Here is a 25,368-nt window from a genome sequence, read left to right as displayed (position 1 = left end):
TCAGTGCGAACGGGATAAACAAAAAGAGCATTGATCTAAACAGTCTATTTAATTTCGTGGAGATAACTCAGAGCCCGAACGGATCAATTTAAGCAAACAACGCCAAACAAATCCGGGGATATACGATTTGATTTAAGCAAACAACACCAACAAATCGGGAGATATACGATTTGATTTAAGTAAACAACGCCGAACAAGTCCTGGGTCATACAGTTATTTCTTTGATTTATTCTTTAAATAATCAAAAAGTAGCTGGGCATGTGAGCCGTCGCATAAGGGAGGATCTTTTGTTAGTTTGCAACCACAAAAAAACAGAGTTTCAGTGAGTTCAGCATGATAGGCCACTGCTTTATCACCACAATCACTTCGGTCACAAAAAGGTTGTGTTTTGCTTTTCCCACAACTACACCAATAATAAGTTTTACCCTCTTCAACGTCATAGGCAATGGGAAATAAATTAGGTGGTGAGTCTGTATTTTTCATCGATTTAACCGTGAAGATTTTCTTATTGTTAACCATCCTGTTAACAGCGATAAACCAAGTGCTCCTAATGAAAGACCAAATGAGGAAAGTCCCTCTGGCAAAACAACAAGAAAAACACCAAGAATGAGTAATAAAAACCAAGCGGTATGTGTTAAAAGTGGAGCAATTTTTTGTAGTTTTTGATGCTCACGGAAATAGATAAATAAAGCTGCAAAAATAGCCAGCGGAATAACGTAAATGAAATGATAAATTATCTCAACTATTTCTCCTTGCAAGGTCGGTAATCTTTGCGAATCGAGCCATTGTTGATAGACCAAACCAAAATTAGGAATACAATTTTGCTGATAAGCTTGAGTTATAGCTGCCGTTAAAAAAACCAAGATGGGAATCGAAAAATTAGGATGAGCGCTGCTTCCTCTTGAATAAATAATTAACATATAGACGATTAAGCCTAAACCAATTAGCAGGGCAAAAATGCGTAATGAATTGAGAATTTGATAGAAAAATATTGTGTGATCTTGTTGAAAATGATGAACAATCATTAAAGCCAGTAAAAACAAGACGGTAAAGCCAATCATCTCTTTGGGTTCTTTATGTAACCAGAGAAAAGAAAATAAGGCAAAAAAAACAAACAGTGAGCAAGGACTGAATGCGTCAGTTAATGCCATTGTTAGAGTAAACAGCGCCAAGGATGGCTTGCTAGTCATATTGGCATTAAACCAACTCGCATTAGATAACTGTTCCAATAAACTAACGGTCTCAGGCTCAAGAGTTCCCTGTTGACTAATCTGTTGATGGCAATAATTCAAGCCCTTTAATAGATTTTGTCCTGTAATACCTGTTTCATCAAAGCCAATCCAGCGTGAATTGCAAAAAAAGATGGCGGGAACAGCATAATCGTCGATATCGAGTTGTTGTAAGTCTTGATGAAAAGTATCTAGGGCAGTTTTGTCTTTATTAATTATATAACGGTGAATATCAAGCCAGGGGGTCTGGGCTTCAATGCTATGAAAGAAAGCATCGGCTTTTTGGCAATGCGGGCAGGTAGAGGATAAAAATAAATCGACTCGCAGTTTAATTTGATTATTTTCGCCTTTACTAAACCACGAAGATAAATCTTGACTCCAACCTAGAGTGGAAAAGAGCAAGAGAAAAACAGCCAACGTATTTTTTAACATAACCTGCATATTTTTGTATCCCTATATCCTAATTTATTTACTATACAGTTTATGATCAATTATAGGAATCAGTATTGCTTAGCAATATCTAAGATACTACATAGAGATAGCTTTCCCTATTAGTAGGTATGGATATAATTTTCGAGCTGCTCGATAACTCGGATTTTATCTTCAAGTAAATGAAACAATAAGTCACCAATTGAGAGAATGGCAACAAACTTTCCATTTTCCTCGATTAAAATATGACGCCGCTTCGTTTCAGTAATTATTTCCATCGCCTTTTCGACCGGGTCGAAGAGATTCAATACACTAACCTTAGAATAAGCAACATCTGCCGCTGTCGTTTTATGAGGATCCAAATCAAGCGACAAACATGACCTTACAATATCACGTTCAGTTACCATACCAACAAGATTCTCTCTTTCAAGTACAATAACAGCACCAATGTTTTCTTTGATCATCAGATTAATGCATTGAGAAACCGTAGTCTTAGGACTCACATAAACGATAGGACGCCTAGGCTCCGATAAAGCTGAATAAATTAAGTGGGCCATGCTCCCTCCTGCGATAACTTTTTCTCAAGCTACTAAGTCTCGCATACTTGTGCAGAGACAAGTGGATACGCCTCTAAATGGACATAACCACCTGTTTTAACTATAGCACAAATAATGTTATTTCATGGCTTTGGAGCAAGCGAGCGGCTAAAATACAGCTTTGCTCGCAGCGCTAAGGATTGACGTGGGAAGTGATAATCTACATTACCCCCATCACCGGCCGCCTTCCTTGATTTGAGGACCCATCAGCTTGAGATGAACCATCATCTTCCCTATTTTCATACTTTATTTTCTCTAACAGCTTGCTAATTTTCTCAACCTTTTTGTGCTCTTTTACACAATTTAATGAAAAAAGACGCAACGGATTTGTAGCCGAGGGTTGAGCCGCCGAGGCGGAGCGAGCATTTTCACTAGATGGTCTTTGAGTCCTATTAGCTTGATCAACAACATCAGCTAAAGAGGCTCTCTCAGCCACGAGACTGACTTGAGGTGCTCTGCCATTGTTAAAGACAAGGTTATCATCTTCATCATTGTCTCTTTCCGGCTCTACCGATTGGTCAAGGTCGGGCAACAAACTAGTGTTCAAATTAGCCACCAAGTTATTAACAGCCTGATCAATTAAAACACCCTCAGTATCCTGAAGACGCTCTAGCAATGCTCCATAATTCTTATCAGCAATCTTAGATAAGCGTTTTATTGCCACTGCTTTTACAACATCAATTCCAAGTTGTGTATTACTATGAATGTCATACCATTCGAAGCCTAAGGCATATATTTCCGCAAGATTAGCCTTTCTTGCTTTTAGCTCTTCTTCAGTTAAGCCTGCTTCATGTTCAGCAAAATAAGCCTCATTTTCATTAAGTTTCTGCATTTCTTCAATATAGATTGCTCTAATTGCTTCAGCTGTTTGTCGAAATTCTTGCAGTAAGTCGTCTTTCTCTTGCACAGTCTGGGCTGCATTCAGCCTTGCTTGGTCACCGAAAACAGAAATCATCCTCTCGCTGACTTTAAGTTCAGGAATTTCAAAAGGACCGCCATACCACCATTGGCGTAATGATTGATATATACTATTTTTCCAAGTGACATATTTGGTCGCTAAAGCGAGTCCAATAAATATAGTAGGTATAGCGAGAACCAAAAATGCTAACTCTGGAAGACCAAAAGGAGTTAATAACATACCCACTAAAACAAGCAAACCGGCGACGATTAATAGTGGCATCACGGTTCTAAAAATTTGCTTTAAAAAACTTTTCTCGTATTTAGCAATATCTTGATATTCGGCAATTAGTGGCTTAAACGGCTTTATTAATAAATTAAATAAGGTATTCTTCGTTTCCACAACTTGGTTTGCATTACGCAATAAGTTATAAGCATCAACGCCCCAAAAAAGTGGGTTATCATTTTGGGAAGCAGCGCCCATATATTGTAAAAATTGCTGCGCATCACCTACTCTTGCAGCAAACTCAGCTGAACCATTAGTAACCCAATTATTCCAAAGAACGGATAAAGGCTTAGCAAGGTCTGTTAAACTTGCCAAGATAGGAGAAGACCATCTTTTACCATTAATTAACTCTATCTTGTTGCGGATGTAACTACTCAACTCCGCTCGGTAAGCTTCAAGCCAATTATGCATCTCTAAGGTTTGCCCCTTATTAAAGGCATCAAGAATTTTCTTAGCTAGAAGATTAGCTTGGGTCTGGTTAAACTCATCGAGGAGATTGTGGGAGTCAATTTGTAAAGCATCGATATAATGGCCGGCCTTCGCCTGTAGCTCTTGAAACAATAATTGAGTTAAGAAATCTTCTTCTACTTTTTCTGTGTTAGGTACGCGACGCTCTTCCTCAGCAGCCTCTATTTCTAATTGATAAGCATTATACAATTGGTCAGTGGCAGAAGTAGGATTAGACAAACTAGGATCCCTAAGAAAGGGAAAAAAGTCAGCTAATGCTCTAGAGCGCTCCAACCCTTTCCCTAGCGCAATGTTAGTTCGTATAAGAGACAGGTTTTCATCAGTTGCCAGCTGCCGTTTCCATGTTTCAATTATTGAATACCTATAGTATTCTATCAGGTCATAAAACAACGGATCGCCCGATCGAGGAATCAACGGGCTTTGGTAAGCTTCAACGTCGTTATTAGCCTGGATATATTTACTTTGTAAAGTTATTGAAAACTCAGCACTTGCCAGTTGAAATTGTTCTTCTGCCGTCAAATATTTAATGTCAGGATAGATTTTAGGGAGAACTTTTAAAATGATTTGGCGGATGAGGTCTTTATATTCTTCGGAATCCGTAACATCAGGCGTTAACGCCTTGTCCGCTAGTGCTTTTATTGCCTCATCAATTTGCTTTTGATAAGTGCCCTTCTGCCAGAACCAACTGTTATCTCTTATTGCTTCCAGTTCAGTAATAGGGCCTTCTGCCTTAGCAATCGCAGCATAAAAAATGGCACCTGCCTCAGTGTTTTCAAACTCATCACGAACATTCGCAGATAACAAATCATAGCCAGTGATCAGTGCGGAAGCTATTTCTATAGGCTTCATAAATCATCCTCACATCGGGATTTGTGCGCCATATTAACAATAATTTCTTAAGAAATTATTAAGAATTAGGCACAATTATTTAGAGGATAAGAACAACTTGATTTTTTGAAGTGCACAGCATTATGCGTCATCTTTAATTTTTTTTTTTAGGTCTATGAAATTATTCAAAAATCTGGATGAAGACATCTTCATCCAGATAAATCAAGCTCAGACTAAAATCTTATCCTACCACTTTCCATGAGCCATCCGCTTGGCGACAAGCTTTTCCATAAATTTGTTGTGACTTACCACCAATAATTGCTTTGGTGATATATTCACGACAAGGTTGTGCATTAGTATAATAAGTTCTGGTGGGCTGTACGGTGTAACGATTACCTGTATCTGGGTTTGACCACACAACAGCACGACCTGTTGGCGCAGTTTCTAGCGCCTTTTGCATTTCTAAACGGTCGAGACGGTCCATAGTACGACCAATGTTACCACCTAAGTAGGCACCAATTAATGCGCCACCGGCAGCGGCAGCAAACTTACCTGAACCACCACCAAATTGGCTGCCTAAAAGACCTCCAACGACCCCTCCGGTTACGGTACCTACGTCTTCATTTGTGACCTGAGCACAGCTTGCAAGTAGGACTGAAAGAGAAAGTGATGACACCAAAACTATTTTTCTCATTTTAAATTCACCTGTGTAATGGTTCATAAATCCGGTTGCCATTCTACCATCACGTATAGATATTATCCATACTTCTATAGCCCCTAGCTCTACGTACCACGACTTGTCCGCAGGATCAAGAGATCCTTAGTTATGGTCTGAGCTCACCTGGATACCGCGGACAAGTCGTGGTTCGTAGGCATAAGGACAGGAATCTGCAGCAATGCCTGCTTGGCACGTAGAGCTAAGGAGCATTCCTTAACTTAATGTCAGTGAGATAAGTTATGGATGTTGGTTAAGGCTTGTCTTGGCGCACTCTCGGAGAAAACTGACAAAGTAATTCGTAAGCGATTGTTCCAGCGGACAAAGCAATCGTCTCCACAGGAATAAACTTTCCCCAAAGCTCCACTGGATCACCAATATTGACTTGCGGGCAATCGGTTAAATCGACCGTCAACATGTCCATTGATACCCTTCCCACAATGGGAGCGTGAGAGCCATTGACCCATACAGGAGTATTCTGAGCAATATGTCGGGGGTAACCATCCCCATAACCTGCTGCCACCACACCAATTATCGAGGGTTTTGTGGTTTGCCATGTTCCGCCATAACCAATACGTGCCTGCGCTGGATAATGATGAATGGCGCTGATTGCTGAAACAAAGCGCATAACTGGTATTAAGCCTAATTCTAGCCCTGTCTGATTTGCAAAAGGGGATACGCCATAAAGCATAATACCTGGGCGAACAACCTCAGCGTGAGTATCAGGTAAGGCTAAGATAGCCGCGGAATTAGCAATACTTTTAGTCAGCTCAATTGCCGGTAAATGAAGTTCTTTAAAAGCGCGCAATTGATTTTGATTTGCGGGATGATCGGGCTCATCCGCACAAGCTAAATGGGTCATGAGGCCAAGATCATCATCAACCCAAGGGCAATTTTTTAGCGCCCTGATGAGTTCATCGATCTCATCAGGCCGAAAGCCTAAACGATGCATTCCTGTATTGACCTTAACCCAAACTTTTATCTTGTTCGCTAAAGGGGTATTTAATAACCATTGTAATTGGTGAGGTTGATGAATCACCGATTGAAAGCGATGTTCGGCAACCACATGAAGTTCGTCGGCGCTAAACACCCCTTGAAAGAGTACACAATCGCTACGTATGCCAAGGGCACGAATTGCCAGAGCCTCTTCCAAACAAGCGACACCAAAAGCATCAACCTGCCCCTCAAGCACGGGAACCACGGCGGGTATGCCACAGCCATAAGCATTCGCTTTGACCATCGCAATAATTTTGCTGTTCGGGGCGCAGTGCTTTATTTTATTTACATTATGTAAGAGTGCATTTTCATCAATTTGCACTCGAGTGGGTCTTGCCACGTCAATCTACCCCTTGATAACCATTGAACGCCAAATCTTCAAAACGGGTATATTTGCCAAGAAATGCTACCCTCACTTTTCCTATTGGGCCATTACGTTGTTTTGCAACGATGATTTCTGCCACCCCTTTATCGGGGCTGTCATCATTATAAACCTCGTCACGATAAATAAAACAAATTAAGTCGGCGTCTTGCTCAATCGCTCCCGATTCACGTAAATCGGACATTACAGGTCGTTTATCATGGCGTTGCTCGAGACTTCGGTTTAACTGTGATAGGGCAATCACTGGTACTTGCAATTCTTTTGCTAGGGATTTTAAGCTACGCGAAATTTCCGAAATTTCCGCGGTACGATTATCTGCCTTCAAACCTGGCACTTGCATCAACTGTAAATAGTCGACGACGATAAGTCCTAATTGCCCATGTTCTTTAGCTAAACGACGGCAACGAGCACGCATTTCTGAAGGACTTAGGGCTGGCGTATCATCAATAAATAAAGGCGCTTCAGATAACATGTGAACAGCAGAGGTCACGCGCGGCCAATCCTCATCATCCAATTTTCCTGTACGAATGCGATGCTGATCAATTCGCCCAAGAGAGGACATCATCCTCATGGCTAGAGAATCTGCAGGCATCTCCATAGAAAATACTAAGACAGGCTTCTTCGCATGAATGGCCGCATGCTCTGCCATGTTCATTACGAGCGTTGTTTTACCCATCGATGGGCGACCTGCGACGATCACCAGATCGGAGGATTGCAAACCGGAGGTCATTTCATCTAAATCAGACAAACCCGTTGCCAAACCGGTAATTGCGTCTCCGTTATGATAAAGCGCATCAATTCGCTCGACGGCCTTCACCAGAATGGATTTAATACTTTCAGGGCCGCCATCCCCACCTGTTTGTTCGGCAATAGCGAATACTTTGGTTTCAGCAAAATCAAGTAAATCGCTAACTTCGCGCCCTCCTGGATTATAAGCAGAATCAGCAATTTCATTGGCAACTGCAATTAATTGCCGCTGTACCGATTTTTCACGCACGATATCCGCATAAGCCGAGACGTTGGCAACGCTGGGGGTATTGTTCGCTAATTCAAATAAATAAGTCTCCCCTCCGGCGTCATCAAGTTCATTTTTAGATTTTAAAATATCGAGTAAAGTCACTACGTCAAAAGGCTGTTCTTTTTTAACTAAGTCAACGATGGCACGATAAAGAATGCGATGTTCAGTACGATAAAAATCTGCTTCGCATAATTTGGTGCTGATTTTATCCCAAACCTGATTGTCCAACATTAATCCACCGATGATGGATTGTTCGGCTTCGGCTGAATGCGGCGGGCGCTTCAAGGGGTCAATAGTTGTTTTTTTTCGTGTTTGAACTTCAGTCATATTACTTGCAGAGTCTAGAGTCTTAATTGCTATTGTACCTAAGGGAAACTTTTAAATGTAGATATTTTTTGTTGGGTTTGTGTGCTATTCACCGAGGCTTCGAGACGGCCTGCGGCCTCCTCAGCCCGAACGAATAAAAAAACTTTTAGCCCGAACAGATTAAATAAACTCGTGTCCGTTAGGGCTGAGGAGGCCGCAGGCCGTCTCGAAGCCTCCTTTTAAAATCCTCTTACCGCACCCAAATCTGCGTACGTCCCAATGCAGGAATCCCTATATATCCACGTACATACAGCTTATTGCCTTCTAAAGTAATTTTCGCGTGATAAATCTTGCCGCTTTTAGGATCGAGAATTTTACCGTCTTCCCAAACTCCATTTCCCCTATCTTTTAATCCCCATATTATTCTTAAACCTTGGGTTGGCTTATTTTTCAAACTGCCGGGGCATTTTGAGCAAATCCCCGTATCACCGGGTTGTGGAAATACTTTGACTATTGTTCCGCTTAAGGTCTTACCTGATACCTTAAAATTAACAACCACTCTTTTCTTACCTGTTGCATCATCAATCGAAGTCCAGGTTCCAGCAGGTGATTGGGCGAAACTAACTGGTATCATTGTCAGCGTTATTAAAAAGGCCAATAAAGCTTTCATTTGTCTCATGAGTCTTTCTCCGTAAATTGCTCACCGACAGGATAGGTCATGAGAATCGGTATTGCAATTCAGTGCTCATTCATTTGATAAAGGCATAAAAAATTGCTCAACATCATTTTGAGTCAAGCTAATCATGCCACTGGCATTATTCGATAAAATACCATCAAATAATTGGCGCTTTTTCTTTTGCATCGCAAGAATAGCTTCTTCTACTGTTCCTGCAGTAATCAATTTATAAACAAAGACGGGGTTCTCTTGACCTATCCGATGGCTGCGATCGGTCGCTTGATCCTCAACCGCTGGATTCCACCAAGGATCATAATGAATAACCGTATCTGCCCTTGTTAAATTTAAGCCGGTGCCCCCTGCTTTTAGGCTAATTAGGAAAATGGGCGTATTCCCTTCCTGGAAGGTATTGACTAGAGCTTGGCGGTTTTGCGTTTGGCCTGTTAATTTCAAATAAGGATAATCACACTCAATAAGTTGTTTTTCTATCAACTCCAACATCGAAGTAAACTGCGAAAACACTAAGACTCGGCGCCCCTCATCAACCAGACTTTCAAGTAATTCCATTAAAGTATCTAATTTAGCCGAAGTACCGTGAGCAATTTCTGCCTCAGGCATAGATAGCAATTTGGGATCACAGCAAACTTGTCGTAATTTAAGCAAGGCATCAAGTAAAACAATATGGCTTTTGTTAATTCCCTGTTTAGCAATCGCTTCACGAACTTTTTTCTCCATGCTCATGCGGATAGCTTCATATAAATCACGCTGACTGCCGGTTAGCTCAATAACTCGAGTCATTTCTGTTTTTTCGGGTAATTCGCTTGCCACTTGATTTTTGTTTCGCCTTAACATGAAAGGCTGAACTCGTTTTGCGAGTAAATGTCTTTTTTCAGCATCATTCAATTTTTCAATCGGTGTCTTAAAAAACTGACGAAATTGTTTTGCATCGCCTAATAAGCCTGGCATTAAAAAATGGAATAGCGACCAAAGTTCGCCCAAGTGATTTTCTAAAGGCGTGCCGGATAAACAGAGCCGGTGTACCGCTGGGATTTGCTGAATGATTTGTGTGGTTTTCGTCCTGGCATTCTTAATCGATTGGGCCTCATCAAGAATGAGATAATAAAAAGGATAATCGATAAAGCGCAATTTATCGCGCTGAATCAGTCCATAGGTTGAAATAATTAGATCATAATCATCAAAATTATCCGCATGGCGTTCCAAACCATGAAAAATTAATACCTTTAATTCGGGTGTAAATCGTTTCGCTTCTTCAAACCAATTACCTACCAAACTCGTTGGCGCAACAATCAAACTCGCTTTACTTAAACGACCTTCTTCCTTTTCAACTTGCAAGTGGGCGAGAGTTTGTACTGTTTTACCCAAACCCATATCATCGGCTAAAACACCGCCAAAACGACTGATGCGCAAAAACTGTAACCAATTCAACCCTTGATGTTGATAATCGCGAAGGCTGGCCTTCAAGCCTCGTGGTATTTCGATAGCGGGAAGGTTAATTAAACTCATCAATTGCTGTAATTGTTTGCGTAGAGCGGTATTACCCTGCCAACGAGCGGAAATGCAGGCCATAGCCTGTTCAGTTTCTTGCATCAAAACAAGCTGATAACGATTTATTTGCAGCGACTTTTCGGATTTAAGATGACGCAGGCCATACTGTAGCAAAAAGCGAAGTAGCGGTTTAATTCGCCCAAGGCTAACCTGCAGTACTTTACCGTCGGGTAAAGGTAATTTAACTCGCTCATTTTCAGCTAGGCTATCAAGATTATCTTTTCCAAGTCGACTAATCAGCTCAGCCACCAAAGGCACAATAGAGACTTGCTTTCCCTCTACCAAAATTCCTAATTGATAAGAGAAAAAATCATTGCCTTTTTCTTCAAGTTCGGAAAACCATTCGAGCTCGTCAGCATCAATTAATTCTTCATAAAAAGGATGAATAAACTCAATGCGCCAGCCTTTATTTTTCAATAGTGGAATGACTTGATTATATAAGCGGGGTAAATCATTTTCATCTTGATAATGGTTTAAAACCCATTCATCGTGTAAAGAATAATAGGCACGCAATTTTTCAGAGAGATTAGGGCTGCGAATCTGAAGGATTTCTTTAATCTCCTTCGCTTTTTCCTCTTCGAAAGCTAAATCTCGTTGGATTTCAAATAAGTCTTTGCCATCGCTGCGAAAAAGCGTAGTGCAGGTTTCCGTTTGGGCAATTACTACCCCTTCATAATCGAAGGCAAGTTCCACAATCAATAAACGATTATTTTCAGAAGATAATTCACTAGTCTCTAATTCAATCGCATCAAAACTTAGTATCGGCTGAGGCCTATTTTTATGCACAATTCGCTGTTCAAAAATCTTAGGCTCGGGTAATTCTGGATGAGTTATTGCCAATTGTTTGACGATTAAAGGCGCTTCTTCTAGTTTGACAGGCGGTGCGTTCAATAAATTTTTTAATTGGCTTGCACTATAAGGAAGATCCAAACGACCGATAATATTTTCTTCTTGATCAAGATACCAGGGCTTATCCAACATAACCGGTAAAATAATTTCTTTTTCCGACGTTAAGACTAAAAATTGTGTACCATCTTTTGCGAGCTGCCAATTGAATTGGGCGGACAACTCGTCACCAAGCACTAAAGAAGGTTCAATATCGTTCGCCAAATAAGCGCGATTGGTCGCAAGAATTTTTTCTAGTAAATCACTATTGCGTAGATATAAGCGATCGAACCAACCGCGGGAACCATTTTTAAACAGTAAAGAGGCAATGATGGCTTCATCTTCGTCTTGGAAAAATTGCTTGCGACTTTCTGTGATCGTATTAAATAAGGATTTTTTACCGATGCCTCCCTTTTTGAGTCGTTTGGCAATCGCAAGCCGGACCACCATTCGATGTTCATAATCACCAAATTGGGGTTCGAGCAGATAAACAACTTCATGACTGCTCTGGGGTTTATTCTCGTCAAACTCTTTTTCCCGCAGAGAAGAAAGCCAGGCATTCAAAGAAAGATTAGGTTTATTAGGAACAGGAGCAGGAATTTCATAATTTTCCCTTACCTGCAAAGCAAACAAACTTGCCGCAGCATGCTTGCAATTTAAACTATAGGCACAACTGCAACGCGCAGGATTGGCAGGCCAGGTTTTAAGATCGATATGGACATCATAAATTTGACTCGAACGCCCCTTAACACGGGCTTTTAATAAACCATCGCTAAGACGAATGTTTAAAACAAACCCTTTTTGCTGGTACTCTTGTCCACGCATCAACACGGCGGGTAAAAAAACATCTGCCATCCGTGATAATGCTTCTTTTAACATAGAAAACCTACAACAAATTAACAGTCCAACGGGGGATTATAGCAAATTAAAGGTTAAGGTAATACTCATTTATCAATTGTAACAACTGTTTTGGGCTTTCTCTCCCCGTCATCCCAAACGAAGGGGGGGGATCTACCTGCAGCGGCAAGATCTTTGGAAGCCGGAGATCTTCACTTCGTTCGGGATGACGTTCTTCGAAACGAATTTCGATATTATAAAAATGGCTAAAATCGACGAGTATCTGTATTATTCTGAACTTATTTTAGTGAGATTAGTGTTAACTCCATGCATCAGTTAAAAATACTTATGGCTCAAATTAACCCAACAGTGGGAGCGATAGAAGCCAATACGCAGAAAATTATTACCATTATCCAGCAACAGCAGCAAGAACATGAGGTTATTGTTTTTCCTGAATTAGCGGTGTCAGGCTATCCTCCTGAAGATCTACTGTTTCGTGATGAACTACATCAAAGGGTAAAAGAAGCTTTAGAGACTATTCAAAAAAACACAGGTGAATGCCATGTTATTGTCGGTCATCCCCTGCTTGTGGGCAATGATTGCTACAATGCCGCAACCGTTTTTTATCAAGGCTCGCAACTTGCTATTTATCGAAAACAAGCCTTACCTAATTATGGTGTTTTTGATGAAGCCCGTTACTTTGTACCCGGGCCTGCTGAAACCTGTATATTTCAAGCGAAAGGTTATCGTTTAGGGCTTTGTATTTGTGAAGATATTTGGAAAAATGGACCTGTCGATCGCATTATCGCCACTGGCGTGGATGGAATTATCTGCATCAATGCTTCTCCCTTTGATTGTAATAAACCGCAATTGAGGGAAAATTTGTTGCTTAACTATGCAAAGCAGGGCGTGGCTATTATTTACGTCAATCAGGTGGGTGGTCAAGATGAGTTGGTTTTTGATGGTCAATCTTTAGCCTTTGATGGCAGCGGAACAGTCTGTGCCCGAGCGCCTGCCTTTCAGGAGCATCTACAAACTATTCACATTGAAGGACAAAAATTAAGCTCTGAAATTGTTCCAAGCTACGAAGAAGAAAAATTAATCTATGAAGCGCTCGTCTGTGGCACGCGCGATTATATTGAAAAAAACCATTTTCCTGGTGTGCTGATTGGTTTATCAGGAGGGATCGATTCGGCACTCACTTTAGCCATTGCAGTGGATGCTTTAGGGGCATCGAGAGTTGAAGCCGTGATGATGCCCTCACAATATACTGCTGATATCAGTCTTACAGATGCTGAATCACAAATCAAAACCATGGGTGTGAAAAGCACCCTTATCGCCATAGAACCCATTTTTGATCGTTTTATGGAAAGCCTAGCCCCCTCTTTTAAAGACTTAGCACCGGATGTCACTGAAGAAAATTTACAAGCACGGATCCGTGGCATGTTGTTGATGGCTTTATCTAATAAAAGCGGTAACCTTGTATTAACTACCTCTAATAAAAGCGAAACTGCTGTGGGCTATGCCACTATTTATGGCGATATGGCAGGTGGTTTTTCAGTATTAAAAGATGTCTTAAAGACGCAAGTGTATGCCTTAGCGAATTATCGTAATCGTTTAGCGCCAGTTATTCCAGAACGCGTTATTCAACGAGCGCCTTCCGCCGAACTCCGTGCCAATCAAACGGACCAAGATAGCCTGCCCGAGTATGCAGTTTTAGATGCCATGATAAAAGATTTGATGGAAAATGACTTGTCTGCGGCTAATTTAATTCGCAAAGGATATCATCCCGAAACGGTTCATCAAGTAGTCCGTCTCATTCAACGCAACGAATATAAACGTCGTCAAGCAGCGCCTGGTATTAAAATCAGTACTCGCGCTTTTGGACGTGATTGGCGATACCCGATTACCTCTGGATTTTAATAGATCAATACGTCATCCCGAGCGTTAGGCCCGGATGACGTACCGAAATAATCTATGGATTATAAACTGATTGAGAAACAGAGGAATCCTCAGAAGTTTGCTTAGGAGGCGTTTGCTCTTCAGGTTTTAAAACTGGCCTTTCCCCCCACCATGCGGTGACTTTAGTATAATCGCTTAGATTTAATCTTCCTGGTTCAGGCATGGATGTTCTAGGACATGGAGAAGCAGATTCTCCGTTTTTTAAAACAGTCCTTTTCCCCCACCATTCGCTGACTTTAGTATAATCGCTTAGATTTAATCTTCCTGGTTCAGGCATGGATATTCTAGTGTATGGAAAAGTAGATTCTTCACTAACCTGATCAGAACTTTGGGTTGAAGAATCCTCCGCAAGCGATTCATGCGATTTTGTAGTTTCTTCTAACTCTTTCTGCTTAGAAAGTTGACCTGCTATGCACTTAGCAATCAAGGAAAATTCAGACATTTTGATTTGATTAGCCGGTTTATAATCGATTAAATGACTAGATAGTTCTTTTAATTGCTCATCTACTAATGATTGGGCTTCCTCCTCCTTCCATTGACTAAATAGCTCATGGACCTTAGGTAATTTATCGCTCGATACTGAGACCGCCACAGCATGTTGTAGGGTGTCAATATAAAACAGTTGCCACTCTGAATCTTTCTTTGTTACCACAAAAGTACAAGCAGGAAATTCACGTGCATGTTTTACTTGAAATGCTTCGACAGCCCTGCACAAATTCTTTTCTTTTGGCACAGGCATAGCAGCCATGATTTTTTTCTTTAATTTTGCTTGATCGTTTGATGTTAATTGCACTGCAGAAAAAGGACTTTGTTTTTCTGCTAAAAAGCGATGAAAATCATCCCAATCGTTAGACCCTTCATCCTTGACATTAACAGGTATATTCACCCCTCCCTTTTGTCTTTGATATAAAATCCATTCGCCTGTTTTTGGATCAGGGGAACGGGTTAGGATGTAGATGCCAACAGAAAGTTTATAGGGAGGAATTCGTTGCAAATCATCAGTACAGATTAAAGTGACTCCTTTTTTTTCAAGTATTTCTCTTCCCAAGCTTTTTTTGGCTGTTTGGTTAACCTCATTACGCATTTTGACCTGTTGTAGATAAGTCCGCAGTCGAGGCAGCTCCTCATGGCTTAAAGCCTCTTTGTCTTTCAGCCATTTTGAAAAGGAGTCATAGCCCTCTAAATTGACCGAATGAGTTTTGCCAAAACTATCATACCAAGTCAGCTCGTATTCCTTATCTTGTCCTGCTATTACATAGGTTAAGCTTAGATTTTGCAGCTCTTTAGACGAGGGGTTAATGAGCACTTTAGTTCTTGCAAGATGTTCTTCAGCTAATTGTCTGCAGCAGATTTTGAGACTCAATTCCGGATTAGCAAATTGAGGTTGCAAGTAAATTCTAAGAACTGGCAGGTCTTCTTTAGTTAGGTTTTCTTTAGTTGCAAGCCACGTGGCTAACAAATAGTGATGACTCAGTACCAATGGAACTTTATTACCTTGATTGTCGTACCAAGTCAGTTGATATTGTTTATCTTTTTTGGTGATAACATAACTTGATTTTAAGTCTTCGAGCTCTTCAGCCGAAGGTTCTAGCACAACATTGGTCCGTTCTTCGTATTCTTTTTCCAAGCGCGAAAACTCAGCTAATTTAAGTTTGATCTCTGAGTCTACACTCTCTTTCTGAGTGTCTATCAAGTGGAACGAAGTTAATAAACTTTCTAACCCTGAAGTCATTTCAAGCAAATTTGGATTACCAGTCGAATCGTACCAAGTGAATTGCCAAACGAGTTCATTTTCGTCTATTTTGCTCTTTGTTCTCTTCTGTTTTAATTCCAGCTCCTTTGCACTTAACTTTCTTGCGCTCAAATGAAACACTTGTTTCTCAGGATTATCGACTGCTGTTTTTCTAGCTAGCTCTGCGTCGTTAAATAATTCAATACTAGCCGCTTGATTTAGATAAACCTGACATTCTGCTTCAACCTTTCTTCTTTCTACTTCTTTTTGATCTAAAAACTCAGCCCTTCCTTCAATGCGGGCAATGATTTCGAGATCGACTAACGGTCTTAGATTTGGGATGATTACTCGATGAATAAACTCATCAGAAACCGATTGCTCATCATTTTCATAACCCGGTATCACTCTAATTGCAGAAGTATATACAGCAACATTCGCAGAACCGCTATGCCAAGTTGCTCCCTTTGCAGAAGTGAATAAGTAAAAGGCTTGCAATCTTAGAATAGGATCCGAGAAGCTTTTTAAATCATTGATAGTTTGTTCAAATGAGCGTTGACGAAAAAACCCGGATATCAACGACCAATAGGAGTCCTTATCGAGATAGTGCTTACTTGCCCTTTCAAATACGCCTATTAATGACCTACTGTCTTTACCCAGCTCCTTAGCACTCTCAGATTTATTAGGGCTTACCGAAGAACGAGCCGGCGATTTATCGGGTGAACCAGGTGGCGTAGGTGAGCCATAACCTACTAAACTTGATAGCCAATACCAAAAAGAATGAGATTCGCTGCTATCCTCTTTATTGTCTAGCGTTTCAGAAGCTTGCTCTTGAGTTATATTATCTTTTTTGGGCTCTTCATCTTCAGTAGTCGCTACTTTTTCTTGTTCTAAGCTTTGATTTGAGTTTATAGCTTCATCTTCTAAAGGCATATCGAACGAGGCATTCGCAATACAATCAACCAAAGCTCCAGCAAAACCTCTTAAATTATCGATAATTTTTTCTTTTTTTCCTTCTACATCAACAATCGTTGTGTCATCTTTTGTTAGCATGTCCATGCTCCGTTAATCCTAAACGTTATCCATCTTAAACGATTATCTGATTAATACAAGTAAAAAAAGCATAATAATAGACCAATGATACAAGAGATAAGGCAGATTAAGCAGTAAAGTGAAATTTTTTAGAAAAGAGCTTAGGTTCAAACACAAAAGCTGCTTGCAAAATAAAAGTAAATCGCTAACATTGAGTTGCAAAATAATAATAACAAGGTATTTCATGAGAATTGCATTTTTTTCGAGCATGTTGCTTGCATCTAGTCTAGCAACGGCTGCAACTCCGATTGATGGCTTATATGGTAGCTTTTTTGGAGGATACACTTATATCCCCGACAACTTAAGCAAATTCCATAATCGTATTAAATTTACCCATGCGGTTTATAACAATGGTTTTAATGCCGGCGGCCGTTTTGGTTATCAAACTAATCATTGGCGTTATGAAGGTGAAGTCACCTACATGCGAACAACAGTCAATTCCTTTCGTTTCGGTCTATTCCCCTTCGCAGTTCAAAACGTATTGCGGGTTCGGGATGTCAATGGGCAAACCAATACCGTGACTGGTATAGCTAATCTTTATTACGATTTTCCTGAAATGGTTCCCTGTATTGCCCCTTTCCTGGGCGCGGGTATCGGTTTTGGTTGGTTTGGAATTCATTTTAGTAATGACTTTAATCACAATCGTCATTTTTTTGAAAATCCTAATTTTTTCTTCCGTAATCCAACTGTTTTTCAAAATCCACTTTTTCGAGATCTTCACTATTCAAGCTCTAGCAGCGCTTTTGTTTATCAAGCAACAGCTGGTTTAACTTACAATTTTACCGAAAACTATGCGCTTAATCTCGCTTATCGCTATATTGGCTCGACGCGGATAGGTGCGCTAGGTAAAGTTTTGCAGGCTAATTTAGCTAGTGTCGGTGTGGTGTATCGCTTTAATGAATACAACTATAAGTAAGGGAACAACATGAAACGTTCGAGTAAATTCGCCTTAGCTAGCCTATTCTTAACGAACTCTGTTTTTGCAGCAACTCCAGCTGAAGGTTGGTATTTGGGATTAATGGGTGGTGCAAGTTATACCTCCAGCGTTCGTGCTTCTGCACCAAATCCTTTGCCTTTTATTGCTATTAATAATAACTATAATATGACTGCTAACCCTGTCGTTGCCAATTCAATCCTCAATAACTATAGGACTAGAGTACCTATCCCTTTTGGGTTTAATCCAACTGTGTCTTTGTCGCTTTTAACTAGCGGAACAATTAACTATAGGGTAGGCGGTAATTTCAGCGGGCACCTTGGCTATCGCATTTGTAATTTTCGTGCCGAAGGTGAATTATTATTCAATTATTCCCCTCTGTCGAATGTCAAAGTCGCTGGTGCCTCCATTTCACGGCATGTATCCTTTACTAATCCAGTACGTTTAGGGGGGCAAAGCATTTTGGGTGCAGGAATTATTAACGGTTATTACGATTTTTATGATGAAGAAATGGATCCAACCTGGGTGCCTTATGTTGGTTTAGGGGTAGGTTATTCTTATCTGCGCAACACCGTTACCTATACTGTTCCTTATCTTTTCCCCCAAGTTTTTAGCGTTAGTTCCAAAAACAGTGAAAGCTCGCCTGTGGGTCAAGTTATTCTAGGTATTAGCTATTATAGCTCCGATGATCTGTCGATTGGCCTTGATTATCGTTACATAACCACCAAATCACTATCGGACATTCATTCACGGTTGCAAACCCATACACTCAACCTGAATTTTAATTATTTCTTTTCTGACTAGGGATAGATAAAGAACTCTATGACATACTTAATTGCCCCTTCATTGCTCTCAGCCGATATGACAAGGCTGGGGGATGAAGTTTTTGCGGTAATGGAAGCTGGTGCAGACATGGTTCATTTTGATGTCATGGATAACCATTATGTGCCCAATTTAACCTTTGGTCCGCCAATTTGCCAGGCTTTGCACAAACGCTTTCCCCAGTATGAAATTGATGTTCATTTAATGACTTGCCCTGTTGACGAATTAATTGTGCAATTTGCTAAAGCCGGGGCTCATCGCATCAGCATTCATCCGAATGCCACTATTCATGTGGATCGCAGCTTGCAATTGATTCGCCAACAGGGCTGTAAAGCAGGATTAGTGCTTAATCCAGCAACCTCCATCGATTGTCTGCAATGGTCTATTCATCGCTTAGATTTTGTCCTAGTGATGACAGTTAATCCAGGTTTTGGCGGTCAAACTTTAATTCCTGAAGTCATCGATAAAATCAAGCTCATCAAAGAAAAATATACCAAGCTGCCTATTGCTGTCGATGGGGGAGTCAACACAGACAACATTGCCCAACTAGCCAAGGCAGGTGCCTCTGAGTTTGTTGCTGGTTCTGCTATATTTTCTAGCGATGATTATGCGAAAACGATTAAAACCATGCGTGCAAATTTGGCCCTAAAATAAGTGATAGCTCAGCTTGTCCGTCCTGAACGTTTTAAGCTCAGGATGACGTTTGGGTGAGCTACACTCGGGATGACGGACGAAGTGAGCTGTTACGATGTATCGCATGATGTCCCTAATGCAACCGTTCCCTTCCAGCATTTACTAAAGTAGAGCGATGACTTTGTCGATAACAGGCTATGAAAAAAATATTATTAATACTATTAGTTCTGAGCATATCTACGGCATCTTATGCAATTTCTGGGCAGGCCTACTTAGATCGCTTTATGGCTTATACACAATGGAGCCAAAATCTACCGCCGCAGCCTGGGGCCGATTTTTTTGCTTTCATTGATAGCGACAGCCCACTAGCAACAAAATTACGTGAAAAATGGTTGTATCAATTAGCTCGCCAAAAAGATTGGGCTAGTTTTTCTAAGTACTATCGACCTTCAACGGATATTAATTTGCAATGCTTCGCGCAGATTGCCAATTTCAATGAAGGCAGAATAGACGAAGCGTTGAAGACAACTCGATTATTATGGCTCTCTGGTAATTCACAGCCTCTGACTTGCAATCTGCTGTTTGATTTAATGGTAAAAAAGGATGGTTTTGATGAACATTTAATCACTCAACGCATCATTCTTGCTTTAGAAAGTCGAAATATTGGCCTAGCACGCTATTTATTAAAATTATACAAACAACCCCGCCTTCGCGATGAGCAATTATTAATGGCGATTTATCACAATCCTGCCCGTATTGCCCAACTCGAACCAGGCGAACTTCATGATTATTTTTACTTGTTTGGTTTAAAGCGCATGATCTCGACAAAAATGGATCAAGCCCTACGCTTTTGGCAGGACAATAAAACCAAGCAATTTCTCAATGAAGCCCAACAACAAGCTTTCCTTATTCAGCTTGTTTTATATAAGGCAATGCGTGGCCATGAAGACGAACCCCTCTGGTTTGCTAAGATCAAACCAATTTTTTATACGGAAGCAATTCTTGATTGGCAGATTCGCTTTAATCTTAAACATCAACAGTGGGATCAAGTTGAGCTTTTGGTGAATCATTCGCCCGATAAAGACAAGCCTTGCTGGCAATATTGGCTAGCCAGGGCGCTGGAAGCAAAAGGCGAGACAGCCAAGGCTAAAGCGCTCTACCAAACCATTGCCCAAAATAGGCATTACTATGGTTTCCTAGCCAGTATGCGCTTGAATAAAACGCCAAACTTTGAAAATGAGAAGCCTGTAAACGATTTAGCTGTACTGAAACCCTATCAACCTTTTACCGATACTATTAAAGCGCTGTATTACTCTAAACAATCATTGCAAGCGTCTAGATTATTGAACGACTTTATCAGTGAACTGCCAAAAGAAGAAAAAAGTGCTCTTATTTATTGGGTAGCGACAGGACTTCAATGGTACGGCAAGTCAGTCTATCTAAGTAGTGCAGAAGAATTAAATAATCAATTAATGCTTCGTTTCCCCATTATTTATTATGGGACAGTCAAAGAATATGCAAAAAACTATCATGTTCCAGCAGAACTCATCTACGCCATTATTCGCCAGGAAAGTGGCTTTCGTGAAGATGTTGTCTCCCCTGCTGGAGCCAGAGGTTTAATGCAGGTCATGCCAAACACCGCTTCAGTGGTCGCAAAACGTGAAAAAATTGCTTACAACAACAAAGATCAACTTTTTTCCTCACAGAAAAATATTAATATCGGTGTCGCATACCTAAAACAATTAACCACTCGTTATAATCAACATCCGGTTCTAGTCGCTGCTGCTTATAATGCAGGACCAACCCAAGTCAATTATTGGCTTAAAAATCATCCTCCTAAAGAAATGGATATTTGGATAGATACCCTGCCCTGGCATGAAACCCGTAATTATTTAAAAAATATTATTGCCTTTTATGCGGTTTACCAATACCGCTTACAACAAAAGCCTGATTTGCATTCGTTTATGAAGCCTTTGTAGTGCTTATTCAGAGCTAGGCTTTATCCTTGGGAATTAATAGTTTTAATAAAGGCACAATCCCTGCCATCGCGGGAATAACAGCTAACTAGCGCCCTCGTGCCAAGCAGCCAACCACAGTTGCTTTGGCATGAATAAAAAAAATCCCTATTTTATTAATCCCAAATGTATTATAATCGCGCAACCTGTACGTTTAAAATTAGACTCATGCCTATTCAAATTGTTCTTCTTGGTAACCAAAAATCGGGTAAATCAACACTTAGCAAGCGACTAACTCACCCTGAGATTCCTGTTAATTTATCTTCCCGCTCAGATGATAATTCACAATTTATGCAGTTTGCAGAGTATGGTTTTTCAAACCAATGGAGCATATGGACTATTAATCGACGTCTCGAGAGGAGATTAAGTTCTCTCTATTATACTCCAGCAGACATAGCTCTTTATTGCGTTGATTTGTCGGTACCTTATGATGTAGAGAAAATAGTAGAAGAGCTTAGCCAATTTAGAATAGAGAACCCTGATGCGCCCATAGTTTTGGTGGGAACAAAGAAAGACCAATGCGAAGACGATCCTGAAAAGCTTATTTCCTCAATCCATAGAACAATACAAGTTCGGCTTCAAGAGCAAGGTTTCGAAGGTCTTGCCGAGCCTATCAGCTTTGCAGCCGAAAATAATGAAGATTTAAATAAACTAGTTGGTCAACTTCAATCATTTCCTATTCAACAAGAGAAACCCGCCACTTTTCTTTTAGAAAAAGCTAGAAATAAATTACCGCGTGATTCAAGCCTATACCAAGCAATTGATCATTTTATTTCAATACTGGAAGAACTGGATTTATCAGAAGTTCAATTGACTCAACTAGGGGAACAAGCCAATGAACTAATCTATGATCTTCGGAATCCTTATTATTTAGCTAAAGATCAAGCTCTCGAGACTTTTGCTAAAAAATGCCATGATATCTTAGACGAGCAACCATCAAAAGTAGCCAATGCAATTGAGGGTATTGTGGCAGCAGTTCTTGTCTCTCTTTTTGCTTTTGCTGTAGGCTTTGCAATAGGTTGTGCCTTCGGGGCATGGTCCGGGCCCTTTGCCTTGCTAACCGGTATTGCGACAGGTTCCGCCGCTGCTGTCACTCTAGTCACTGTGAGTGGAGGCTGTGGCGCACTAATAGGCGGTTTGACTGCCTTTGGCGTTTTTAAATCCCCGTCAGTAGGCTCACAAGCAATCAATGAGATTAAAACAGCAGCAATGGAGCAGCCTTTAGAAGAGATAATTAGTATTTAGTCTTAAAGGTTGCGAAGAATCTCGGTGACAAAGAAGTTTGGCAGTCCCTTATTGGAACTTGCATTTTGGATTATAATTTCGCAATGTAAATCGCTGACTCCCTTGTTTTTGCGTCTCATAGATTGTATTAAAACAGCCTGCAGGAAAAGGAGCGCCATACAGATCTTTAAACAGATAAGCATTATATTCCCAATCAGCAAAACGATTCATATGTTGGGAATCAACATAATTTTTCATGGTCTTAGTTTTAAAAGCCTTTGCCGCCTCCGCATTGACTACGCCATCAAGATTAATAACCCGCACTGACGCAGGGGCATAATAACTCAAGGCACCACTCTGAAAAGCCCCTATTCTATCGCCCGGAGCAAGATGGGCGATTAGCTCTAAAGCAACATCGCGATAGCCTTTTAAACTAGAAATGTCCGCTGCTTTGGTACGTTGAGGCTTGCCTAAAAATTGCGATAAGTAAATACAAAAAGCCAATAAAATCAGCAAAAGAAAAGCCAGTGATCTTCGTTGCGCTTGACTATCTTTTTTTGCATCAAGAAGGAGTGCTAGCAAGATAAGAATGACTGAATAAATAAAATAATAATAACGAGTAAAAAACCAAAATGCCGGCAAATAAAAAGTATAGAAAATCCATTGCAATGCGATGCTTGGAACCAAAATATAAGCCATTAAACCTGCACGACAAGCACCTTTGGCGATTATATAAAAAGTTATAATAATCCCTAAGCAAGCGGTGAGGGCTAAGCATTTAAAAAATGGGAACCATTCAATGAGTGAATAGAGCGACGCAAGCGTATTAAACTGAGTTGATCGATGAATATAATTAACAAGTTGTTTGATAGCTTGGACACTTTCGGGGATGATTGTCGCAAAATGAGCATAGGAATATATCCACCAAGGCAAAACAACAAGCACCGCAATTGCCACAAAAAAAAGACTGGCATGAAATCCCCAGCGTAGCAACGCAAAAAGGCCGATGACTATCAGCAAAAAACAGCTATCTGCACGAGCTAAATAGGCTAACCCACAAATAACTCCCAGAATTAATAAGCGTAGATAAGTTAGTTTTTTATCGATTAGCAGCACTAGCAAAATAGTTAATAAATTTAGAAATCCAGCAAGTGACGTTTCCATCCCATTTAAGTCATTTTGAATAATTATGGGGCAAAATATCCATAAAACTGAACCAAAAAACGCTGCACGGATACTGCTTAAAATCATCAGCAAATACCCTAAAACAAATGTTGATATCCCGCCCCAAAAAGCAGTCAAATATACAGCAAGACTAACAGCCTGATCGCCTTTAAAACCTAATAGAAAAATAGCTGTTTGAAAAAAAGAAATTAACGGTTGAAACCCATTCGTCAGTTGCACGCCATCAACACTAGGTCCTAAACCCGCAACCATCGATCGACTGATACTCAATATATAATAAGCATCGTCAGGAATAAATAAACGATCGAGATAAGCCAGCTCTTGAAAAGCAAAAAAATATCTGACAAAAAAAGCAAAACAGGTGAGCAGTGAAAGCAACAGAATAGGATGTTGTTGAAAATCTATTTTTTTGAGTCCTTTCATCAACTAGCTCATTGTTTTATAAATGAGAAATTCTTTATCCTATTCTAGCCTGGGTGGAACAGCAAGGCTTGGTTGTAAAACATCTTGGCTAAAAGGACTCAGTTTTTCCACAAAAAAGCCGACTATGTTTCTTCCTATCCAATTTTCTTTACCGCTAAAGCGTTTAACAGTAGTGGTCTCCTGGCCAGTGCCCACCAAAATTTTTTCCACATAGCGTAAACAATCATTTTCACCTGACTTCATTTTGGTAAAGACATATCCATAAGTACAGGTTTGGGTGACTAGCAGTTGTTGATGTAAAGCCATCATCTCAACAAGCTTTTCACCCGTGACTGATCGCAGGTCTTCCTGTGTTAGTTCGCGATTTTCCACATCAGATTTACCCAGTGAAAATTCTATGAGCTCCTGCTCTTCCTGACCTGGTAATGAAAAAGCAATGCAAGAATGTTGGCCTATATAGCGCTCTAGATTTGGGCTGATAAACCGAGCATTCAGGCTTACAATTTTGAACTCACATTGTTCACCTAAAAATTGCCCATAAGCATCTGGGTCTCCATTAAAACAATCCCTTAAAAGCCGTCCTTTTACCTGTTCCCTATAAAAAGGCAGCGGTTTTATGATCTGTGCTTGCAGATCCTGCATACAGCTATCGATGTGATTCAAACAAAATTTTAATTGTCTTGATAATTCATCTTTGAATATTTTTTTAGGTGCTCTAAAACCAATTGCTCCGCCAAAAGCGAGGCCCAATATAAGCCCATCCGCAAAATGGCGTAAAGGATTAGAAAAAGTAAATAAAGCTCTGCCTAACCCAGCTACACCGCCAATAATACCGCCAAGTACACCAGTCAACACAGCAAGGAGCACAGCACCAACATCAATTAGCGCGTAGCCAATTTTAATAGAAACGCTGTTCGTTTTAGAAAAATCACCTAATCTTTGATAAGATTGCTGCATCTCTTCCAATAGGGTTGGGGCTATGGTCTCGCTTTCCGGATTTAGAAATTCAGTCAATTTTTGGCTGAAGAGGATGAGTTCATCGAGAAAATTCTGATATTTATCGGCATCTGCATTTTTTATGGAATGATAGGCAAGCAATAAATAATACTTAAGCTCAGAGCTTGGAATTGCATCGATGGCAGCAAGGCAAGCTTGAAGATCGGTTTCTCGAAAAGAACTAGTCATAGAAATGCCTAAAAATTTAAGTGAGATTAATATAATCACTTTTTATTAAG

At 40.4% G+C, this 25,368-nt stretch carries 18 protein-coding genes; 6 read left to right on the top strand and 12 right to left on the bottom strand.

Annotated elements, in window-relative coordinates; translation table 11 throughout:
* Positions 1-213 precede the first annotated feature (213 nt).
* From Lnau_RS04355 to Lnau_RS04315, 9 genes are all read right to left on the bottom strand, one after another.
* On the bottom strand, positions 214-483 hold the full coding sequence (locus tag Lnau_RS04355) for a CDGSH iron-sulfur domain-containing protein (RefSeq protein WP_058503927.1): 270 nt from the start codon (positions 481-483) through the stop codon (positions 214-216).
* Positions 480-1,670: a hypothetical protein gene (locus Lnau_RS04350; protein WP_058503926.1), complete on the bottom strand. Its 1,191-nt coding sequence runs from the start codon at positions 1,668-1,670 to the stop codon at positions 480-482. Before Lnau_RS04350 ends, Lnau_RS04355 begins: the two co-directional genes overlap by 4 nt.
* A gap of 110 nt (positions 1,671-1,780) precedes the next feature.
* Complete coding sequence (locus Lnau_RS04345) at positions 1,781-2,215, bottom strand: CBS domain-containing protein (RefSeq protein ID WP_058503925.1); 435 nt, start codon at positions 2,213-2,215, stop codon at positions 1,781-1,783.
* A gap of 199 nt (positions 2,216-2,414) precedes the next feature.
* Complete coding sequence (locus Lnau_RS04340; protein WP_058503924.1) at positions 2,415-4,754, bottom strand: hypothetical protein; 2,340 nt, start codon at positions 4,752-4,754, stop codon at positions 2,415-2,417.
* A 220-nt stretch (positions 4,755-4,974) separates the two neighbouring features.
* Positions 4,975-5,427: an RT0821/Lpp0805 family surface protein gene (locus tag Lnau_RS04335; protein ID WP_058504810.1), complete on the bottom strand. Its 453-nt coding sequence runs from the start codon at positions 5,425-5,427 to the stop codon at positions 4,975-4,977.
* A gap of 274 nt (positions 5,428-5,701) precedes the next feature.
* Entirely contained in the window at positions 5,702-6,784 is a 1,083-nt protein-coding gene (gene alr, locus Lnau_RS04330) for an alanine racemase (RefSeq protein ID WP_058503923.1), read from the bottom strand.
* Between the two features lies 1 nt (position 6,785).
* Complete coding sequence (gene dnaB / locus Lnau_RS04325) at positions 6,786-8,171, bottom strand: replicative DNA helicase (protein ID WP_058503922.1); 1,386 nt, start codon at positions 8,169-8,171, stop codon at positions 6,786-6,788.
* 229 nt (positions 8,172-8,400) lie between these two features.
* Complete coding sequence (locus tag Lnau_RS04320) at positions 8,401-8,829, bottom strand: DUF2147 domain-containing protein (RefSeq protein WP_058503921.1); 429 nt, start codon at positions 8,827-8,829, stop codon at positions 8,401-8,403.
* 66 nt (positions 8,830-8,895) lie between these two features.
* Entirely contained in the window at positions 8,896-12,156 is a 3,261-nt protein-coding gene (locus tag Lnau_RS04315) for a DEAD/DEAH box helicase (RefSeq protein WP_058503920.1), read from the bottom strand.
* Between the two features lie 285 nt (positions 12,157-12,441).
* Here Lnau_RS04315 and Lnau_RS04310 point away from each other — a divergent pair, with 285 nt between their 5' ends.
* Complete coding sequence (locus tag Lnau_RS04310; RefSeq protein WP_058503919.1) at positions 12,442-14,037, top strand: NAD+ synthase; 1,596 nt, start codon at positions 12,442-12,444, stop codon at positions 14,035-14,037.
* A gap of 52 nt (positions 14,038-14,089) precedes the next feature.
* Here Lnau_RS04310 and Lnau_RS04305 read toward each other — a convergent pair whose 3' ends face one another.
* Positions 14,090-16,858: a hypothetical protein gene (locus Lnau_RS04305; RefSeq protein WP_133134819.1), complete on the bottom strand. Its 2,769-nt coding sequence runs from the start codon at positions 16,856-16,858 to the stop codon at positions 14,090-14,092.
* A gap of 223 nt (positions 16,859-17,081) precedes the next feature.
* Between Lnau_RS04305 and Lnau_RS04295 the strand changes: the two genes are divergently transcribed.
* From Lnau_RS04295 to Lnau_RS04275, 5 genes are all read left to right on the top strand, one after another.
* Positions 17,082-17,813 (top strand): outer membrane protein, encoded by a 732-nt coding sequence (locus Lnau_RS04295; RefSeq protein ID WP_065240240.1) that lies wholly within the window; start codon positions 17,082-17,084, stop codon positions 17,811-17,813.
* Between the two features lie 9 nt (positions 17,814-17,822).
* Complete coding sequence (locus tag Lnau_RS04290; RefSeq protein WP_058503915.1) at positions 17,823-18,635, top strand: outer membrane protein; 813 nt, start codon at positions 17,823-17,825, stop codon at positions 18,633-18,635.
* A gap of 18 nt (positions 18,636-18,653) precedes the next feature.
* A complete protein-coding gene (gene rpe, locus Lnau_RS04285) occupies positions 18,654-19,307 on the top strand; it encodes a ribulose-phosphate 3-epimerase (RefSeq protein WP_058503914.1) in 654 nt (217 codons plus the stop codon).
* 176 nt (positions 19,308-19,483) lie between these two features.
* Positions 19,484-21,265 carry a lytic transglycosylase domain-containing protein gene (locus Lnau_RS04280; protein WP_058503913.1) on the top strand — a complete coding sequence of 594 codons (1,782 nt, stop codon included), beginning with the start codon at positions 19,484-19,486 and terminating at the stop codon, positions 21,263-21,265.
* A gap of 204 nt (positions 21,266-21,469) precedes the next feature.
* Complete coding sequence (locus Lnau_RS04275; RefSeq protein WP_162263179.1) at positions 21,470-22,546, top strand: GTPase domain-containing protein; 1,077 nt, start codon at positions 21,470-21,472, stop codon at positions 22,544-22,546.
* Between the two features lie 48 nt (positions 22,547-22,594).
* On the opposite strand, the gene Lnau_RS04270 is transcribed toward Lnau_RS04275, so the two are convergent.
* A complete protein-coding gene (locus tag Lnau_RS04270; protein ID WP_058503911.1) occupies positions 22,595-24,133 on the bottom strand; it encodes a hypothetical protein in 1,539 nt (512 codons plus the stop codon).
* Positions 24,134-24,172: 39 nt separating this feature from the next.
* Positions 24,173-25,318 (bottom strand): hypothetical protein, encoded by a 1,146-nt coding sequence (locus Lnau_RS04265; protein WP_058503910.1) that lies wholly within the window; start codon positions 25,316-25,318, stop codon positions 24,173-24,175.
* Between the last annotated feature and the right edge of the window lie 50 nt (positions 25,319-25,368).

It is taken from the genome of Legionella nautarum (assembly GCF_001467895.1).
GTDB lineage: Bacteria > Pseudomonadota > Gammaproteobacteria > Legionellales > Legionellaceae > Tatlockia > Tatlockia nautarum.
Note: the sequence above shows the minus strand (reverse complement) of the source record. Positions and strands in the feature narration are given on the sequence as shown.

What these genes read in the sequence shown, in the direction of transcription:
- Lnau_RS04355 (WP_058503927.1), bottom strand. Translation starts at nt 483, where the DNA reads ATGAAAAATACAGACTCACCACCTAATTTATTTCCCATTGCCTATGAC.
- Lnau_RS04350 (WP_058503926.1), bottom strand. Translation starts at nt 1,670, where the DNA reads ATGCAGGTTATGTTAAAAAATACGTTGGCTGTTTTTCTCTTGCTCTTT.
- Lnau_RS04345 (WP_058503925.1), bottom strand. Translation starts at nt 2,215, where the DNA reads ATGGCCCACTTAATTTATTCAGCTTTATCGGAGCCTAGGCGTCCTATC.
- Lnau_RS04340 (WP_058503924.1), bottom strand. Translation starts at nt 4,754, where the DNA reads ATGAAGCCTATAGAAATAGCTTCCGCACTGATCACTGGCTATGATTTG.
- Lnau_RS04335 (WP_058504810.1), bottom strand. Translation starts at nt 5,427, where the DNA reads ATGAGAAAAATAGTTTTGGTGTCATCACTTTCTCTTTCAGTCCTACTT.
- dnaB (WP_058503922.1), bottom strand. Translation starts at nt 8,171, where the DNA reads ATGACTGAAGTTCAAACACGAAAAAAAACAACTATTGACCCCTTGAAG.
- Lnau_RS04320 (WP_058503921.1), bottom strand. Translation starts at nt 8,829, where the DNA reads ATGAGACAAATGAAAGCTTTATTGGCCTTTTTAATAACGCTGACAATG.
- Lnau_RS04315 (WP_058503920.1), bottom strand. Translation starts at nt 12,156, where the DNA reads ATGTTAAAAGAAGCATTATCACGGATGGCAGATGTTTTTTTACCCGCC.
- Lnau_RS04310 (WP_058503919.1), top strand. Translation starts at nt 12,442, where the DNA reads ATGCATCAGTTAAAAATACTTATGGCTCAAATTAACCCAACAGTGGGA.
- Lnau_RS04305 (WP_133134819.1), bottom strand. Translation starts at nt 16,858, where the DNA reads ATGCTAACAAAAGATGACACAACGATTGTTGATGTAGAAGGAAAAAAA.
- Lnau_RS04295 (WP_065240240.1), top strand. Translation starts at nt 17,082, where the DNA reads ATGAGAATTGCATTTTTTTCGAGCATGTTGCTTGCATCTAGTCTAGCA.
- Lnau_RS04290 (WP_058503915.1), top strand. Translation starts at nt 17,823, where the DNA reads ATGAAACGTTCGAGTAAATTCGCCTTAGCTAGCCTATTCTTAACGAAC.
- rpe (WP_058503914.1), top strand. Translation starts at nt 18,654, where the DNA reads ATGACATACTTAATTGCCCCTTCATTGCTCTCAGCCGATATGACAAGG.
- Lnau_RS04280 (WP_058503913.1), top strand. Translation starts at nt 19,484, where the DNA reads ATGAAAAAAATATTATTAATACTATTAGTTCTGAGCATATCTACGGCA.
- Lnau_RS04275 (WP_162263179.1), top strand. Translation starts at nt 21,470, where the DNA reads ATGCCTATTCAAATTGTTCTTCTTGGTAACCAAAAATCGGGTAAATCA.
- Lnau_RS04270 (WP_058503911.1), bottom strand. Translation starts at nt 24,133, where the DNA reads ATGAAAGGACTCAAAAAAATAGATTTTCAACAACATCCTATTCTGTTG.
- Lnau_RS04265 (WP_058503910.1), bottom strand. Translation starts at nt 25,318, where the DNA reads ATGACTAGTTCTTTTCGAGAAACCGATCTTCAAGCTTGCCTTGCTGCC.